This window comes from Tardiphaga sp. GW821-FHT12E02 (assembly GCF_058807155.1).
In genome coordinates this window covers 4,199,461-4,217,177 of record NZ_JBXAQK010000001.1, presented here as the reverse complement: position 1 = coordinate 4,217,177, position 17,717 = coordinate 4,199,461, and the positions used below count along the sequence as shown (strand labels likewise).

Here is a 17,717-nt window from a genome sequence, read left to right as displayed (position 1 = left end):
CAAGCAAGCCATGATAGCGGGTATCGGCGCTGCGGCACTCCTGCTGTCCGGGCCTGCCATGTGCGAGGCGTTGCGGCCCTATCAGGTGGTCGGCGATGCCATCCCGGCGTCGCTCACGGGGCATCCGGGCGACGCCGTGCGCGGGCGTGCCATCGTGGTGGCGCGGCAGAATACGTGCCTGCTGTGCCATAGCGGGCCGTTCGCCGAGCAGCGATTCCAGGGCAATCTGGCTCCTGACCTGACCGGCACCGGCGCGCGCTGGTCAATGGGGCAGTTGCGGCTGAGGATGGTCGATGCGTCGCGCCTCAATGATGCGACGATCATGCCATCCTATTATCGCACCGAAGGCCTCGCGCGTGTTGGCGCGAACTGGCGTGACAGGCCAATCTTGTCGGCGGAGCAGATCGAGGATGTGGTCGCCTATCTCGGGACATTGAAAGACCCATGATGAAGACAGCTGCAATAGAGCCATTGGCCGATGCGGATCGCCGCCGCCTGCTGGCGCTCGGGGCCGGCGTCGTGGTGGCGCTGGTCAGCCTGCGCTCTGCGCAGGCGACGCCGGAGATGATGAAGGCGGCGATCCGTGACGTCGTCAAGGCCGCGCCTGTGCGCAGCGGCAAGGTGAAGCTCGACGTGCCGCCGTTGGTCGAGAACGGTAACACAGTTCCGCTCACGGTCTCGGTGACCAGCCCGATGACCGACGTCGACCATGTGGTCAGCATCCATATCTTCAACGAGAAGAATCCGCAGCCGAATGTCGGCAATTTCTACATCGGTCCGCGCGCCGGCCGGGCGCAGGTGTCGACGCGGATCCGGCTCGCCGACACGCAGACGCTGACGGCCATCGCAAAACTCTCCGACGGCACGTTCTGGTCGGCCACGGCCGATGTCGTGGTGACGCTCGCTGCCTGCACCGAGGAGGCGAGCTGATGGCCTCCGCATTGATCAATGTGCCGGCGACGGCGAAACGTGGCGACATCATCGAGATCAAGGCGCTGATGTCGCACATCATGGAGACCGGTTATCGCCATACGGAGACGGGCGAGGTCATTCCGCGCAATATCATCACTGGTTTTAGCTGCCGCTATAATGGCATCGAGATCTTTCGCGCCGATCTGTTTCCTGCCTCCTCGGCCAATCCGTTCATCTCGTTTTTCACGACGGCCGTGGAGAGCGGGACGCTCGAATTCAACTGGACGGGTGATCGCGGCTTTCAGGAAACCGCTTCGGCAAACATCACGGTGTCATGAGCGCGCGTGTCGTGGGCTTGTTGTTTTTCGCGTGGATGGCGATGGTTTCGCTGGCCAATGCTAGCGAAATCGCGACGGAGCAGCGTCGCTCCGGTTCGACCTTCATGGCGCCCGAGACGCGGGCTATGCAGGACGACGGTACGGCCAATCCTGCAATGCTATGGGTGCTGGATGGCGAGGCACTTTGGAAGGCGAAGGGCCTGCCATCAGAGAAATCCTGCGCGGACTGCCATGGCGATATTCAGGCCATGCGCGGCGTCAGTGCAAAATACCCTGCCTTGGATGCAGCGCTGGATAAGCCGGTCGATCTCGAACAGCGGATCAATCTTTGTCGGTCCCGCCATCAGGACAAGGGGCCGCTCCCCGATGAGAGCCGTGACTTGCTCGCCCTGACGGCGCTGATTGGACGTCAGTCGCGCGGGCTGCCCATCGATGCCGGCCATGATCCGCGGCTTGCAAGCTTCGTCGCCAACGGGCGCGAGCTGTTCATGCGCCGGCAGGGCCAGCTCAATCTGGCCTGCAGCAACTGCCACGACGACAACTGGGACCGGCAACTGGCTGGCTCCTCCATCACACAGGCGCATCCGACCGGTTACCCGATCTATCGCCTGGAATGGCAAGGTCTGGGATCGCTCAAGCGCCGGCTCCGCAATTGCATGATCGGCGTGCGCGCGCAGCCTTATGCCGCCGACTCACAGGAGATGGTCAATCTGCAGCTCTATCTCGCGTCGCGCGCCAATAGCTTAACGGTCGAGACGCCGGCAGTACGTCCCTAGCTGTCATGCCTGTGTCATCGTCGATCATCTAGTTCGGAATGACTGTCGCAAAAGCCCTGTTGAACGCTGGCAATAGACTTTCGTTCCCGCGCGGTACAAAAATAATTGAGTAGGCCATTCCGCACTGCGGTTGTAATTGTCGGTTTCGAATTAGAACAACTCGAATGTAGGCGTACATTCGATGACAAGGACAACAGCGATGGCTGCGTTCACCCTCAAGATCAACGGGGAGTCGCGTCAAATTGACGTCGATCCCAATACTCCGCTTCTCTGGGCAATTCGTGAAGGTGCTGGGCTGACCGGCACCAAATATGGCTGCGGCGTCGCCCAATGCGGCGCGTGCACCGTCTATCTCGATGGGCAGCCGGTCCGTTCCTGTTCGATGCCGGTCTCGGCTGTCGGCTCGAGCGAGGTCACGACCATCGAGGGCGCGACCAGCAAGGAAGCCAAGGCGGTGCAGGCGGCATGGGCCGCGCATGATGTGCCGCAATGTGGCTATTGCCAGTCCGGCCAGGTCATGAGCGCCGCCGCGCTGCTCAATCTCAATCCAAGGCCCACCGATGAAGACATCGATCTGGCGATGAACGGCAATATCTGCCGTTGCGCCACCTATGTCCGCATCCGCGCCGCGATCCATAGCGCCGCGAAAACGTTGGAGGGCTGAGCCATGACCGTCCACGACACCAATCTTTCACGCCGCACGCTGCTCAAGGCCGGTGCCGGTCTTGTCATCGGCGCCTATGTTGCGCGCGCCGACAAGCTGTTCGCACAGTCGGCGGCACCGGCGAAAATCAACATCGCGCCCAACACGTTTCTGATCATCGGCTCCGACAACACGGTCACCGTGCTGTGCAAGGGCTTCGAGATGGGGCAGGGGCCGCTTACCGGGATGGCAACTTTGGTTGCTGAAGAACTCGACGCTGACTGGTCGCAGATGCGCGCCAGTCACGCGCCATCAAATCCCGTGCTCTACAAAAATCTCGCTTTCGGCATGCAGGGCACCGGTGGCTCCACCGCCATCGCCAACTCTTTCATCCAGATGCGCCAGGTCGGTGCTGCCGCCCGGCAGATGCTGGTCGCGTCGGCTGCGGATGCCTGGCAGGTGCCGGCCGGCGAGATCTCCGTCGAGAATGGTGTGATCAAGCATGCCTCCGGCAAGGAAGGCAGCTTCGGCGAATTCGCTGACAAGGCGATGGCGATGCCCGTACCGGCTGAGCCGAAGCTGAAGGATGCGGCCAACTTCAAGCTGATCGGCAAGGAAGGGGTGGTGAAGCGCCTCGACAGTGTCGAGAAGAGCAATGGCAAGGCGTTCTACACGCTCGACATCAATGAACCCGACATGCTCACCGTGGTGGTGGCACGCTCGCCGAAATTCGGCGGCAAGGTGAAGTCGTTCGATGCGACGGCCGCCAAGGCCGTTGCCGGCGTGGTCGATGTCAAGCAGGTGCCGACCGGTGTGGCCGTCTATGCCAAAGGCTTCTGGGCGGCGAAGACCGGCCGCGAGGCGCTGAAGATCACATGGGATGACAGCAAGGCCGAGAAGCGCGGCAGTCCCGAATTGCTGCAGCAATTCCGAGCGCTGTCGAAAACCCAGGGCAAGCTGGTCAAGGCCGAAGGCAAGTTCGAGGAATCCATGGCCAAGGGCGGCCGCGTGGTGGAAGTCGAATATGTCTTCCCCTATCTCGCCCACGCCCCCATGGAGCCGCTGAACGCCTACCTGAAATGGGATGGCGACAGCGCCTATGCGCGCTATGGCTGCCAGTTTCCGACTCCCGATCACCAGGCCATCTCGAAGGTGCTCGGCCTGCCGATCGAGAAGGTGAAGATCGACGTGCTGATCGCCGGTGGCAGCTTCGGCCGCCGGGCGCAGCAGACCACCCATCAGGCGGTCGAACTGGCCGAGGTTGCCAAGGCGATCGGACCGGGCAAGGGCGTCAAGCTGGTCTGGACCCGCGAGGACGACATGCGCGGTGGTTACTACCGACCCTATGCCATTCACCGCATGCGTGGCGCGGTACGTGACGGCAAGATCGAGGCATGGAGCGACACGATCGTCTCGCAGTCGATCATGAAGGGCTCGTTCTTCGAGGCCATCATGTTCAAGGACGGTCTCGATCCGACCTCCTATGAGGGCTCGAATGAGATCCCGTATGAAGTTGCGAATTTCCGCTGCGACATGCATCAGGTCGATGTCGGCGTGCCTGTGTTGTGGTGGCGCTCAGTAGGCCACACCCATACCGGCTATGTGGTCGAGGCCTTTGTCGACGAGTTGCTGGAAGCTGCCGGCAAGGATCCGGTCGAGGGCCGCCTTGAACTGCTCGGCAAGAAGCCGCGCCATGCCGGTGTGCTGAAGGCCGTGGCCGAACTCGCCGACTGGAAGAACTACAAGGTGCCGGAAGGTCGTGCCCGCGGCGTCGCCGTGGTCGAAAGCTTCAACAGCTTCGTGGCTCAGGTGGTCGAACTGTCGATGACCGCGGAAGGTCCCAAGGTTCACAAGGTCTGGTGTGCGGTCGATTGCGGCGTTGCCGTCAACCCGGACATCATCCGTGCGCAGATGGAAGGCGGCATCGGATTCGGCCTCGGCCACATCCTCTATGCCGAGCAGACCCTCGATGCGGGCGCGCCGGTGTCGGGCAATTTCGACACCTATCGCTCGCTGCGTATCAACGAGATGCCGGAGGTCGAAGTGGTGATCGTCAAATCGACCGAGAAACCATCGGGCGTCGGCGAGCCCGGCGTTCCGCCGCTCGGGCCGGCTGTGGCCAACGCCATGGCGAAGCTCGGCGTCGGACGACCGCGACAATTGCCCATCGTACCCGGAGCCTCGGCATGAACAAGCTGGTGAAGTATGCAATGCTGGCGCTGGTCGCCGGCGGGATGTCGGCTGGCGGCCTCGCTCTCGCACAGTTTGGCATGAATGAAGCGGATGCGGCGGTCAGCAATCCGAAGACGCTGCAGCCGGTGTCGGCGTTCGCCAAGATCAAGAACAAGAACGAGCGCGCGGTGGCGCTGTTCAACGAGGCCGGCAAGGTGATCCAGTCGCCGCGCTGCATGAACTGCCATCCGGCTGGCGATCGCCCGACCCAGACCGACCGCATGCGTCCGCATATCCCGCTGGTCGTCCGCGGCGAGGGCGGCATGGGCGCGGCCGGCGGTCTCGCCTGCACCACCTGTCACCACGAAAACAATTTTGACGCGGCCAATGTGCCCGGCAATGCGAAGTGGTCGCTGGCGCCGATCGAAATGGCCTGGCAGGGCAAGACGCTCGGTCAGATCTGCGCGCAGATCAAGAACAAGGAGCGCAACGGCGGCAAGGACATGGCGGCGCTGGTGCACCACATGGCCGAAGATGAACTGGTCGGCTGGGGCTGGAAGCCCGGCGGCAACCGGACGCCGGCGCCGGGTACGCAGAAGCAGTTCGGTGAACTGATCAAGGCGTGGGCAGATGCTGGGGCGGCTTGCCCGAAGGGGTAAGGCGGCTCGGACAAAGCGGCGGCGCTCCATAGCGCCGCCGCCTCCGGAGTTCCACACGGTTGCTTTGGCAAAAACGATGCCAAGTCAGCACTTCCCCCTTGGCAAGCCCGTCAAGACTCGTTAAAGAGCCGCTTCCGGACATGCTGGCCTGTGCTGGCACGTCTGTGTTCGTATTCCGACAACCCGGTATCTAGGAGACCTTTCCTTTCAGGCTATCCGTATGGATCGCTCGAAGGGCATGGGAGCCGCGGCCCCGTTTTAAGGAAGGCGAGCAGGGGTCTTTGGCTGGCCAATCATGGCCAATCGATGATCTCGAATCCTGTCCGAGACTGCTGGCGCCCGCGACGAATTTCAATTCGATCAACGGCTTAATCCTCAAGCCAGCATAGATGGGTGAAGACTGATCTCGCCTCTGCCGCCCTGCGGCTGATCGCGTATTTGGTTCGAACCTCGACACCCCGCGCCATCGCTGCTTGCAGCACCGGTTCGGGAGGGCAGGCTATCATGATCGTCTCGCCCGGGATGTCTGGAGGCCGTGTGTCTCGAGGTCATGTCGGTGGGGCGGTTGGGTGCAAACCGGCGGCTTCATCTGATCGAGGCTGCCAACCGGAGAGAGCTTGCTGTGGAAAGAGCGGCTAAAAAGGACGCGGTCGAAGCGCTGAACGGGGTCTTCAAGACCACCGGCGTTGCGGTCGTCGCCCATTATTCCGGCCTCACCGTTGCCCAGATGCAGACCCTGCGTAAGCAGATGAAGCTGGCGGGTGCCTCGGTGAAGGTCTCGAAAAACCGTCTCGCCAAAATTGCTCTTGAAGGCACGGATGTTGTTGCCATCGGGTCCCTGTTGAAGGGCCCGACTGTGATCGCCACGTCGGACGATCCGGTAGCTGCACCGAAGGTTGCCGTCGAATTTGCCAAGGCGAACGAGAAGTTCGTCATTCTTGGCGGCTCGATGGGGACCACCGTCCTGAACGTCGACAGCGTCAAGGCCCTGGCCTCGCTGCCCTCGCTCGACGAACTGCGCGCGAAGATCGTTGGCCTCGTTGTGGCGCCTGCGACCAAGATCGCTCAGCTCTCGACTGCGCCCGCGGCCAAGCTCGCGCGCGTCGTTCAGGCCTATGCCTCAAAGAGCGAAGCGGCCTGACGCCCTTCGCAATCAACCTGGTTCGAACCAAATACGCTTAAGGATATAGACAATGGCTGACCTCAATAAGATCGTTGACGACCTCTCGAGCCTGACCGTGCTCGAAGCCGCTGAACTCGCGAAGCTTCTCGAAGAGAAGTGGGGCGTTTCGGCTGCTGCCGCTGTTGCGGTTGCTGGTCCGGCTGCTGGTGGCGCTGCCGCCGCTGTTGAAGAAAAGACCGACTTCACCGTCGTTCTGGCAGCTGCCGGCGACAAGAAGATCGAAGTCATTAAGGAAGTCCGCGCCATCACCGGCCTGGGCCTCAAGGAAGCCAAGGACCTCGTCGAAGGCGCGCCGAAGCCCCTCAAGGAAGGCGTTGCCAAGGACGAAGCCGAAAAGATCAAGGCTCAGCTCGAGAAGGCTGGCGCCAAGGTCGAGCTCAAGTAAGACCTCTGAGTTCTCCGGAGGGTGGCCCTCGGGCCGCCCTTCTTCGGGATCTCGCGTGTATCCAGCGATGGTTGCACACAACAAAGTGTGGGGATGCTGAGGGAACGACCCTCGAATCTCCATGATTGCCGCCCCATATCGGGTCGGCAGCACGAAAGCGCGGTTTGACGGCGAGAACGGTGACGTTCTATCCTAAGCCGTTGGGAGATTGGCCAATTTCGGGCTTTTCGGTCCGCAGTTAGACGGTTTGGACGGGCGAGATGCAGTCGGGCATCGCGCACGTCGTTTTGCGTTCTGGAATTTGAACGTTCGATTTAGGGATTTTGTTCCTGAATATGGACGCGGGTTTCAGGGCGATGTCGGAAAAATTCAACCCGGGGGCGGCGGCAGCTGCGCTTCGGAAGGTTCGCCCCTCCCGGGCGACGCAATGAGAGGCCACGATGGGTCAGCAGACGTTCACCGGTCGCAAGCGCGTTCGTAAGTTCTTCGGTCACATCAAGGAAGTTGCCGAGATGCCGAACCTCATCGAGGTTCAAAAGGCGTCTTACGACCAGTTCCTGATGGTCGACGAGCCTACGGGCGGTCGCCTCGACGAGGGCCTTCAGGCCGTTTTCCGTTCGGTCTTCCCGATCTCGGATTTCGCCGGCACCTCAATGCTCGAATTCGTCCGCTACGAATTCGAACCGCCGAAATATGACGTGGACGAGTGCCGTCAGCGCGGCATGACCTATGCGGCGCCGCTGAAGGTGACGCTGCGCCTGATCGTGTTCGATATCGACGAAGAAACCGGCGCCAAGTCCGTCAAGGACATCAAGGAGCAGGACGTGTACATGGGCGATATCCCGCTCATGACCATGAACGGCACCTTCGTCGTCAACGGCACCGAGCGAGTCATCGTCTCGCAGATGCATCGTTCGCCAGGCGTGTTCTTCGATCACGACAAGGGCAAGACCCATTCGTCGGGCAAGCTGCTGTTCGCTGCCCGCGTGATTCCGTATCGCGGTTCGTGGCTGGACATCGAGTTCGACGCCAAGGACATCGTGTTCGCGCGTATCGACCGCCGCCGCAAGATTCCGGTGACGTCGCTGATGTATGCGCTGGGCCTGGACGGCGAAGAAATCCTGTCTACGTTCTACCAGAAGATCATCTACAAGCAGATCAAGGAAGGCGGCTGGCGCGTGCCGTTCGATCCGTCGCGTTTCCGCGGCTATTCGACCGTCAACGATCTGATCGACGCCGACACCGGCAAGGTCGCGCTCGAAGCCGGCAAGAAGCTCACCGTGCGTGCGGCCCGCCAGCTCGCCGAGAAGGGCCTCAAGGCGCTCCAGCTGACCGATGAGGATTTGATTGGCAGCTATCTCGCCGACGACCTCGTCAATGCGAAGACCGGTGAAATCTACGCCGAAGCCGGCGAAGAGATCACCGAGAAGCTGCTCAAGGCGCTCGACGAAGAGGGCTACAAGGAGCTGCCGCTGCTCGATATCGACCATGTCAATATCGGCGCCTATATCCGCAACACGCTGCATGCCGACAAGAACGTCACGCGTGAAGACGCGCTGTTCGACATCTATCGCGTGATGCGTCCGGGCGAGCCGCCGACGGTCGATTCCGCGCAGAACATGTTCCAGTCGCTGTTCTTCGACTCGGAGCGCTACGACCTCTCGGCCGTGGGCCGCGTGAAGATGAACATGCGCCTCGAACTCGATGCGCCGGACACCCATCGCACGCTGCGCAAGGAAGACATCCTCTCGGTCATCAAGACCCTGGTGGACCTGCGCGACGGCAAGGGCGAAATCGACGACATCGACCATCTCGGCAACCGCCGTGTGCGTTCGGTCGGCGAGCTGATGGAAAATCAGTATCGCGTCGGTCTGCTCCGCATGGAGCGCGCCATCAAGGAGCGCATGTCGTCGGTGGATATCGACACCGTGATGCCGCAGGATCTCATCAACGCGAAGCCTGCTGCTGCTGCCGTGCGTGAGTTCTTCGGCTCGTCGCAGCTGTCGCAGTTCATGGACCAGACCAACCCGCTGTCGGAAATCACCCACAAGCGTCGTCTTTCGGCGCTTGGACCGGGCGGTCTGACCCGCGAGCGCGCCGGCTTCGAAGTCCGCGACGTGCATCCGACTCACTATGGCCGTATCTGCCCGATCGAGACGCCGGAAGGCCCGAACATCGGTCTGATCAACTCGCTCGCCACCTTCGCGCGCGTGAACAAGTACGGCTTCGTGGAAACGCCTTACCGCAAGGTCAAGGACGGCCGCGTCACCGACGAGGTCGTATACCTGTCGGCGATGGAAGAAGGCCGCTACTCGGTCGCGCAGGCGAATGTGCCTTTGGATGCCAAGGGCAACTTCACCGAGGACATGATCATCTGCCGTCACGCCGGTGACGTGCTGCCATTGCCGGCCGACAAGGTCGACTACATGGACGTGTCGCCGAAGCAGCTGGTTTCGGTCGCTGCGGCGCTGATCCCGTTCCTCGAGAACGACGACGCCAACCGCGCGCTGATGGGCTCGAACATGCAGCGTCAGGCCGTACCTCTTGTGCGCGCCGAAGCGCCGTTCGTCGGCACCGGCATGGAAGCCGTCGTGGCCCGCGATTCCGGTGCTGCGATCGCCGCCCGCCGCTCGGGCGTGATCGATCAGATCGACGCGACCCGCGTGGTTATCCGTGCGACCGAAGATCTCGACCCCACCAAGTCGGGCGTCGATATCTATCGTCTGATGAAGTATCAGCGCTCGAACCAGTCGACCTGCATCAACCAGCGTCCGCTGGTGAAGGTCGGTGACGTCGTGCGCAAGGGCGACATCATTGCCGACGGTCCGTCGACCGATCTCGGTGAACTCGCGCTCGGCCGTAACGTGCTCGTCGCATTCATGCCGTGGAATGGCTACAACTTCGAAGACTCGATCCTGCTCTCCGAGCGGATCGTGAAGGAAGACGTCTTCACCTCGATCCACATCGAGGAATTCGAAGTAATGGCCCGCGATACCAAGCTTGGTCCTGAGGAAATCACCCGCGACATTCCGAACGTGTCGGAAGAAGCGCTGAAGAACCTCGACGAAGCCGGCATCGTGTACATCGGCGCCGAAGTCCGCGCCGGCGACATCCTGGTGGGCAAGATCACCCCGAAGGGCGAAAGCCCGATGACGCCGGAAGAAAAGCTCCTGCGCGCCATCTTCGGTGAAAAGGCGTCGGACGTTCGCGATACCTCGCTCCGCGTGCCCCCGGGCGTGCAGGGCACCATCGTCGAAGTCCGCGTGTTCAACCGTCACGGCGTTGACAAGGACGAGCGTGCGCTGGCGATCGAGCGGGAAGAGATCGAACGTCTCGCCAAGGACCGTGACGACGAACAGGCCATCCTGGATCGTAACGTCTATGGCCGTCTGGCTGACCTGCTGGAGAACAAGGTCGGCATCGCCGGTCCGAAGGGCTTCAAGAAGGACAGCAAGATCAACCGCGCCGTTCTCGACGAAAATCCGCGGTCGCAGTGGTGGATGTTTGCCACCGCGAACGACAAGCTGATGACCGAAATCGAAGCGATGCGGAAGCAGTACGACGAATCGAAGAAGGGCCTTGAACAGCGCTTCCTCGACAAGGTCGAGAAGCTGCAGCGCGGCGACGAACTGCCTCCGGGCGTGATGAAGATGGTCAAGGTCTTCGTCGCGGTGAAGCGCAAGATCCAGCCGGGCGACAAGATGGCCGGCCGTCACGGTAACAAGGGCGTCGTGTCGAAGATCGTTCCGATCGAAGACATGCCGTTCCTCGAAGACGGTACGCATGCGGATATCGTGCTCAACCCGCTGGGCGTGCCGTCGCGCATGAATGTCGGTCAGATCCTCGAGACGCATCTCGGCTGGGCCTGCGCCGGCATGGGCAAGAAGATCGGCGAAACCATCGACGCCTTCTACCAGAGGCAGGATCTCAAGCCGCTGCGCGAGACCCTGAAGAAGGTCTATGGCGATGACGAAGTCATCAAGTCGCTGGACGACGATCAGCTGCTCGAGCTTGCGCGCAACCTGAAGCCGGGCGTGCCGATCGCAACGCCGGTGTTCGACGGTGCGAAGGAAGCCGACATCGAAGAGATGCTGAAGCTCGCGGGCTTCGACGCCTCGGGTCAGTCGACCGTCTATGACGGCCGTACCGGCGACCAGTTCGATCGCAAGGTGACCGTGGGCTACATCTACATGCTCAAGCTTCACCATCTCGTGGACGACAAGATCCACGCGCGTTCGATCGGTCCGTACTCGCTCGTCACGCAGCAGCCGCTGGGTGGCAAGGCGCAGTTCGGCGGCCAGCGCTTCGGTGAAATGGAAGTGTGGGCACTGGAAGCATACGGCGCGGCTTACACGCTGCAGGAAATGCTGACGGTGAAGTCGGACGACGTCGCGGGCCGTACCAAGGTCTACGAGGCGATCGTGCGCGGCGACGACACGTTCGAGGCCGGTATCCCGGAATCGTTCAACGTGCTGGTCAAGGAAATGCGCTCGCTCGGCCTCAACGTCGACCTGCACAATTCCAAGCTGCCAGGCCCGACCTCCGAAGCTGCCGAGTAAGATCAAGCGTTACGCCCGGCCTTGTTGGCCGGGCGTCCGCACCCCGCCGGGACGTGAGGCAGGGTGCGTGGCTACTGAAATTTCTGCTGCTGATGGCGATCGGCACGCGAGGAGAAGACGATGAACCAAGAAATTATGAATCTCTTCAATCCGACGACTCCGGCTCAGGTCTTCGACCAGATCCGGATCTCGATTGCGTCCCCGGAGAAGATTCTGTCGTGGTCCTACGGCGAGATCAAGAAGCCGGAAACCATCAACTACCGGACCTTCAAGCCCGAGCGCGACGGCCTGTTCTGCGCCCGCATCTTCGGGCCCATCAAGGATTACGAATGCTTGTGCGGCAAGTACAAGCGCATGAAGTACAAGGGCATCATCTGCGAGAAGTGCTCGGTCGAGGTGACGCTGTCGCGCGTGAGACGCGAGCGCATGGGCCACATCGAGCTGGCCGCGCCGGTCGCTCACATCTGGTTCCTGAAGTCGCTGCCGTCGCGCATCGGCCAGCTGCTGGACATGACGCTCAAGGATCTCGAGCGCATCCTGTACTTCGAATATTACGTCGTTCTCGAGCCGGGTCTCACCGCGCTCAAGGACCGTCAGCTGCTGTCTGAAGACGAGTATCTGCGCGCCCAGGACGAATACGGCCAGGATTCGTTCACCGCCATGATCGGCGCGGAAGCGATCCGCGAGCTGCTGCGCGGCCTCGACCTCGAGAAGCTCGATGTCGATCTGCGTGCCGAGATGAAGGAAACGGAATCCGACATCAAGCACAAGAAGCTCGCCAAGCGCCTGAAGATCGTCGAAGCGTTCCGCTTCTCCGGCAACAAGCCGGAATGGATGATCCTCACCGTTGTGCCGGTGATCCCGCCTGACCTGCGTCCGCTGGTGCCGCTCGATGGCGGCCGCTTCGCGACGTCGGATCTGAACGACCTGTATCGCCGCGTCATCAACCGCAACAACCGCTTGAAGCGCCTGATGGAGCTCCGCGCGCCGGACATCATCATCCGCAACGAAAAGCGCATGCTGCAGGAAGCCGTTGACGCGCTGTTCGACAACGGCCGTCGCGGCCGCGTCATCACCGGCGCCAACAAGCGTCCGCTGAAGTCGCTCGCCGACATGCTGAAGGGCAAGCAGGGCCGGTTCCGTCAGAACCTGCTCGGCAAGCGCGTCGACTACTCGGGCCGTTCGGTCATCGTGGTCGGTCCCGAACTGCGCCTGCATCAGTGCGGCCTGCCGAAGAAGATGGCGCTCGAACTGTTCAAGCCGTTCATCTATTCGCGTCTCGACGCCAAGGGTCTGTCCACCACGGTGAAGCAGGCGAAGAAGCTCGTGGAGAAGGAGCGTCCCGAGGTCTGGGACATCCTCGACGAGGTCATTCGCGAGCATCCCGTGCTGCTGAACCGCGCGCCGACGCTGCATCGTCTGGGCATCCAGGCGTTCGAGCCGGTGCTGATCGAAGGCAAGGCAATCCAGCTGCATCCGCTGGTCTGCTCGGCCTTCAACGCCGACTTCGACGGCGACCAGATGGCCGTGCACGTTCCGCTGTCGCTTGAAGCGCAGCTGGAAGCGCGCGTGCTGATGATGTCGACCAACAACATCCTGCATCCCGCGAACGGTCAGCCGATCATCGTGCCGTCGCAGGACATCGTGCTCGGTCTGTACTACCTGTCCACCATGCGCGCGGGTCTCCCGGGCGAGGGCAAGGTGTATCGTGAGATGTCGGAGATCGAGCATGCCCTGCATGCGAAGGTCATCCACCTCCACACCAAGATCAAGTATTCGTGGACCGGCCTCGACCCCGAGGGCAAGACCGTCACGCGTCTGATCGAAACCACGGCTGGTCGCGCGATGCTCGGTCAGGTTCTGCCGAAGTCGCCGAAGGTGCCTTACGAGACCATCAACAAGTTGATGACGAAGAAGGAAATCTCCGGCGTCATCGATCAGGTCTATCGTCACTGCGGTCAGAAAGAGACCGTGATCTTCTGCGACCGCATCATGGCGCTCGGCTTCTACAATGCGTTCAAGGCCGGCATCTCGTTCGGCAAGGACGACATGGTTGTGCCCGCCACGAAGTGGAAGGTCGTCGACGCCACCCGTGCGTTCGCGAAGGACTTCGAGCAGCAGTACAATGACGGTCTGATCACCCACGGTGAGAAGTACAACAAGGTCGTCGATGCCTGGTCGAAGGCGTCGGAAGAAGTCGCCAAGGAGATGATGAAGGAAATCTCCTCGGTGAAGACCAATGCGCAGGGTGAAGAAGCCCAGATCAACTCGATCTACATGATGGCGCATTCCGGTGCCCGTGGTTCGCCGGCTCAGATGCGTCAGCTCGGTGGTATGCGCGGCCTGATGGCCAAGCCGTCGGGCGAGATCATCGAAACGCCGATCATCTCGAACTTCAAGGAAGGCCTGTCGGTTCTCGAATACTTCAACTCGACCCACGGCGCTCGTAAGGGCCTCGCGGACACCGCGTTGAAGACCGCGAACTCGGGTTATCTCACCCGTCGTCTGGTTGACGTCGCGCAGGACTGCATCATCACGCAGACCGATTGCGGCACCAATCTCGGCATCAAGATGCGCGCCATCGTGGATGCGGGCTCCGTGGTCGCGTCGCTGGCGTCGCGTATCCTCGGCCGCTCGGCATGCGAGGACATCGTCGATCCAAACAGCGGCGAAGTGCTGATCAAGCGCAACACGCTGATGGAAGAGCGCGACGTGGACCGGCTGCAGAAGGCCGGCATCCAGGAAGTGAAGATCCGTTCGGCACTAACCTGCGAACTGGTCGCCGGTATCTGCGGCACCTGCTACGGCCGCGATCTCGCGCGCGGTACGCCAGTCAACCACGGTGAAGCTGTCGGCGTCATCGCCGCGCAGTCGATCGGTGAGCCCGGCACCCAGCTGACGATGCGTACGTTCCACATCGGCGGCGCGGCGCAGCTCAACGAGCAGTCGGTGATCGAGTCGAACTTCGACGGTAAGGTCACCATCCGCAACGAGGCGCTCGCCAAGAACGGCGAAGGTCATACCGTGGCGATGGTGCGCAACATGGTCATCGCGATCAGCGATGCCGACGGCACCGAGCGCGCGACGTATCGTATTCAGTACGGTGCCCGTGTTCACGTGGCCAATGGCGACACCGTCAAGCGCGGCCAGCGCATCACGGAATGGGATCCATATTCCCGTCCGTTGCTGACCGAAGTCGACGGCACGATCGCGTTCGAGGATCTCATCGACGGCCAGTCCGTCACGGAAACCCTCGACGAGTCGACCGGTATCGCCAAGCGCGTCATCATCGACTGGCGTTCGTCGCGCGCAGGTGCAGACCTGCGTCCGGCCATCGTGGTCAAGGGCTCGGATGGCAAGGTGCTGAAGCTGGCTCGCGGTGGCGATGCCCGTTACATGCTTTCGCCTGACGCGATCCTGTCGGTGGACGTCGGTGCCAAGGTCCAGGCCGGCGACATTCTCGCCCGTGTCTCGACCGAAAGCGCGAAGACGCGTGACATCACCGGCGGTCTGCCGCGCGTTGCCGAACTGTTCGAGGCCCGCAAGCCGAAGGACGCGGCAATCATCGCAGAGATCGGCGGCACCATCCGCTTCGGACGCGACTACAAGAACAAGCGTCGCATCTCGATCGAACCGCTCGACAAGCTTGAGGAGACTCGCGAGTACCTCATTCCCAAGGGCAAGCACATCCATCTGCAGGATGGTGATATCGTCGAAAAGGGCGACTTCATCGTCGAAGGCAATCCGGCGCCGCACGACATTCTGGCGATCAAGGGCATCGAGGAACTCGCTGCCTATCTGGTCAACGAAATTCAGGAAGTTTACCGGTTGCAGGGCGTGCTCATCAACGACAAGCACATCGAAGTGATTGTCCGTCAGATGCTGCAGAAGATCGAGGTCACCGATCAGGGTGATACCGACATGATCTCGGGTGAGCAGGTCGACAAGATCGAGTTCAACGCGCTCAACGCCAAGGCGGTCGAGGAAGGCAAGAAGCCGGCAACCGGAAACCCGGTGCTGCTCGGCATCACCAAGGCCTCGCTGCAGACGCGTTCGTTCTTCTCGGCGGCATCGTTCCAGGAGACCACCCGCGTCCTCACCGAGGCGGCGGTCAACGGCAAGGTCGATCCGCTCGAGGGTCTCAAGGAGAACGTCATTGTCGGCCGCCTGATCCCGGCCGGTACGGGCGCCTCCATGGCCAAGATCCGCGAGGTCGCCATGAAGCGCGACACGATGATCCAGGACGAGCGCGAGCGGCAGGCAGCTGTTGTTCCGTCGGCTCCGGAAGCCGAGCCGCTGGCTCTGCCGCCGGCGGAATAGGTCGTACTCCACGCTCAACCAATATAGGCCGGCGCCTCGCGACCGGCCTATATTTTTGAGGTATCGAAAATCGCCATTTTAAGTTGAATTGTTCAAATGCGATAGTTTAGAGTGCTGTAGAGCTAGGCGACTCTTGATGGGCATATGACTGGTTTTCTCCCAGTAGCGGTACTGATGGACCAAATTCATGAGGCTGGTCTTATGCCGTCCCTGTGGCCCACTCTGCTTTCCGATATAGGCCGTGCTATTGGAGGTAATGGTGGCGCAATATTCGCGGTGCGCGACGGTTATGCTCGCGCCGTCAATTCCCCTGATCACGACGGTGTCATGAACTTGTTCTTGCAAGGCGGTTGGAGCAGGCGTGACAAGACGTTGCCCCGAGCGCTCGCTCTCAACCACGCCGGTTTCGTCAGCGAACGTGATTTGTTGTCTGAAGCGGAGTTGAACGAAGACGAAGTCTATTGTGAATTCTTTCGCAAGCATGGCTTGGACCATCGCGCTGGAACCATCATCTCCATGCCTGTGGGTGATACTATCGCGGTCACGATTTTTAGAAACCGTGAACAGGGGAGTGTTCAAAGCGAAACTATTTCTTTTCTCGACAATCTCCGTCCTCATTTAGCTCGCGCTACATTAACGGCAAGTCGATTGGGATTTCAGAACGCGCTTGCGCAGACACAAGCTCTACAAGCGATCGGGCTTCCGGGAGCTATGCTACGAGCGAGCGGAAAGGTGCTGGCAGCTAACTTATTATTCGAAGCGCTAATTCCTTCACTGTTTCTGGACCGTGCCGATCGTCTGGTCGTAACCGAAACTTCGGCTGATACGATGTTCGGCAATGCGTTGTTCGCTGCGCGGCAAGCCGACAAGCAAGGGGTGTGGTCGACTCCTGTGGCGTCAACGATCGAGCGGTTGCCAATGGTTGTGCATCTCATTCCGGTGCGCGGCGTGGCTCACGATATATTCGTACAGGCTGACCTGATGCTCGTCGTGACACCAGTCAATCGTGCGCTGGTTCCGTCAGCGGAAGTGTTGCAGGGGCTATTCGATCTGACGCCGGCGGAAGCACGGGTCGCTCGAAGTGTCGCAGAGGCCCAAACGGTCGATACGATCGCTCTAGCACTGGGCGTATCGCGGGAGACCGTTCGCAGTCAGTTGAAGGCGGTTTTGTCTAAAACCGGACTTTCGCGGCAACAGGAATTGATCTCACTGTTGGCCGGAAGCGTACTGACGGCGCGCGATGGCTGCAGTTCTGTTGGTTCGCCGAAGCTCTGAAGCCCGTCAGTTTTGAGAAAATCTTGTCCGTTCACCCTCGCGGGTGATGTTTACGGACAACGTATCGCTCATCATCCATTGAGTGTTTGAAAACTTATTGGGTGACACATGGATAGGCGTACGTTCCTCTCAGCAACTGTCGCGATAGCATCTTTATCGATTGCTAACCGAGCACTCGCTCAGGCGCCAACCATTCCATTTCCTACAGAACTACTTTTGCCGCCTTTGCCTGTGCCGCAGCGATTGTCGGGATATCCTAATAAATTTCCGGTTCCCGGCGGATATATCATTCGGACGAGAGCAGGTTGTTTCTGCGAAACCAAAAATGTCGCTCGTGACGCAAGGGTGAGTCAGTGGTTGCACGATGGGACTGGTCCGGTGCAATCGGCGACAACAATCTACCGAAGTCCGAATGACACCGGCGTAGTCAGAGAGGCAATCTTTAGCGCGGTAAGCACACCAACATGGATTACTGTCGAGTATCCGTTTGTTTCT

General features: G+C 60.9%; 12 protein-coding genes. All 12 read left to right on the top strand.

Going from position 1 to position 17,717, the window contains the following annotated elements:
• The first annotated feature begins 10 nt into the window (after positions 1-10).
• The 12 genes from soxX (at position 11) to AC1RQ5_RS19960 (ending at position 17,222) form a co-directional block, all read left to right on the top strand.
• Entirely contained in the window at positions 11-448 is a 438-nt protein-coding gene (gene soxX / locus AC1RQ5_RS20015; protein ID WP_493201214.1) for a sulfur oxidation c-type cytochrome SoxX, read from the top strand.
• On the top strand, positions 445-930 hold the full coding sequence (locus AC1RQ5_RS20010; protein WP_493201212.1) for a SoxY-related AACIE arm protein: 486 nt from the start codon (positions 445-447) through the stop codon (positions 928-930). The genes soxX and AC1RQ5_RS20010 overlap by 4 nt, the downstream gene beginning before the upstream one ends.
• The gene (gene soxZ / locus AC1RQ5_RS20005) at positions 930-1,250 is read left to right on the top strand and encodes a thiosulfate oxidation carrier complex protein SoxZ (protein WP_493201210.1); all 321 of its coding nucleotides are present in this window, start codon (positions 930-932) and stop codon (positions 1,248-1,250) included. The genes AC1RQ5_RS20010 and soxZ overlap by 1 nt, the downstream gene beginning before the upstream one ends.
• A 35-nt stretch (positions 1,251-1,285) precedes the next feature.
• Positions 1,286-2,026: a sulfur oxidation c-type cytochrome SoxA gene (soxA, locus tag AC1RQ5_RS20000; protein WP_493203491.1), complete on the top strand. Its 741-nt coding sequence runs from the start codon at positions 1,286-1,288 to the stop codon at positions 2,024-2,026.
• 199 nt (positions 2,027-2,225) lie between these two features.
• Positions 2,226-2,690, top strand: coding sequence for a (2Fe-2S)-binding protein (locus AC1RQ5_RS19995; RefSeq protein WP_493201208.1), 465 nt, complete (start codon positions 2,226-2,228; stop codon positions 2,688-2,690).
• 3 nt (positions 2,691-2,693) lie between these two features.
• Positions 2,694-4,859: a xanthine dehydrogenase family protein molybdopterin-binding subunit gene (locus AC1RQ5_RS19990; RefSeq protein WP_493201206.1), complete on the top strand. Its 2,166-nt coding sequence runs from the start codon at positions 2,694-2,696 to the stop codon at positions 4,857-4,859.
• Positions 4,856-5,500, top strand: a complete 645-nt coding sequence (locus tag AC1RQ5_RS19985) for an Isoquinoline 1-oxidoreductase subunit (RefSeq protein ID WP_493201204.1) — start codon at positions 4,856-4,858, stop codon at positions 5,498-5,500. The genes AC1RQ5_RS19990 and AC1RQ5_RS19985 overlap by 4 nt, the downstream gene beginning before the upstream one ends.
• A 622-nt stretch (positions 5,501-6,122) precedes the next feature.
• Positions 6,123-6,641, top strand: a complete 519-nt coding sequence (rplJ, locus tag AC1RQ5_RS19980; protein ID WP_398480450.1) for a 50S ribosomal protein L10 — start codon at positions 6,123-6,125, stop codon at positions 6,639-6,641.
• Between the two features lie 52 nt (positions 6,642-6,693).
• Positions 6,694-7,068 carry a 50S ribosomal protein L7/L12 gene (gene rplL, locus AC1RQ5_RS19975; protein ID WP_398480442.1) on the top strand — a complete coding sequence of 125 codons (375 nt, stop codon included), beginning with the start codon at positions 6,694-6,696 and terminating at the stop codon, positions 7,066-7,068.
• Positions 7,069-7,508: 440 nt separating this feature from the next.
• Complete coding sequence (gene rpoB, locus AC1RQ5_RS19970; RefSeq protein WP_398480440.1) at positions 7,509-11,627, top strand: DNA-directed RNA polymerase subunit beta; 4,119 nt, start codon at positions 7,509-7,511, stop codon at positions 11,625-11,627.
• Positions 11,628-11,747: 120 nt separating this feature from the next.
• Positions 11,748-15,947: a DNA-directed RNA polymerase subunit beta' gene (gene rpoC / locus AC1RQ5_RS19965; RefSeq protein WP_398480438.1), complete on the top strand. Its 4,200-nt coding sequence runs from the start codon at positions 11,748-11,750 to the stop codon at positions 15,945-15,947.
• A 144-nt stretch (positions 15,948-16,091) separates the two neighbouring features.
• The gene (locus AC1RQ5_RS19960; protein WP_493201201.1) at positions 16,092-17,222 is read left to right on the top strand and encodes a helix-turn-helix transcriptional regulator; all 1,131 of its coding nucleotides are present in this window, start codon (positions 16,092-16,094) and stop codon (positions 17,220-17,222) included.
• Positions 17,223-17,717: the final 495 nt, after the last annotated feature.

Coding starts and splice junctions, on each gene's coding strand:
- soxX (WP_493201214.1), top strand. CDS start 11: ATGATAGCGGGTATCGGCGCTGCGGCACTCCTGCTGTCCGGGCCTGCC.
- AC1RQ5_RS20010 (WP_493201212.1), top strand. CDS start 445: ATGATGAAGACAGCTGCAATAGAGCCATTGGCCGATGCGGATCGCCGC.
- soxZ (WP_493201210.1), top strand. CDS start 930: ATGGCCTCCGCATTGATCAATGTGCCGGCGACGGCGAAACGTGGCGAC.
- soxA (WP_493203491.1), top strand. CDS start 1,286: ATGGCGATGGTTTCGCTGGCCAATGCTAGCGAAATCGCGACGGAGCAG.
- AC1RQ5_RS19995 (WP_493201208.1), top strand. CDS start 2,226: ATGGCTGCGTTCACCCTCAAGATCAACGGGGAGTCGCGTCAAATTGAC.
- AC1RQ5_RS19990 (WP_493201206.1), top strand. CDS start 2,694: ATGACCGTCCACGACACCAATCTTTCACGCCGCACGCTGCTCAAGGCC.
- AC1RQ5_RS19985 (WP_493201204.1), top strand. CDS start 4,856: ATGAACAAGCTGGTGAAGTATGCAATGCTGGCGCTGGTCGCCGGCGGG.
- rplL (WP_398480442.1), top strand. CDS start 6,694: ATGGCTGACCTCAATAAGATCGTTGACGACCTCTCGAGCCTGACCGTG.
- rpoB (WP_398480440.1), top strand. CDS start 7,509: ATGGGTCAGCAGACGTTCACCGGTCGCAAGCGCGTTCGTAAGTTCTTC.
- rpoC (WP_398480438.1), top strand. CDS start 11,748: ATGAACCAAGAAATTATGAATCTCTTCAATCCGACGACTCCGGCTCAG.
- AC1RQ5_RS19960 (WP_493201201.1), top strand. CDS start 16,092: ATGACTGGTTTTCTCCCAGTAGCGGTACTGATGGACCAAATTCATGAG.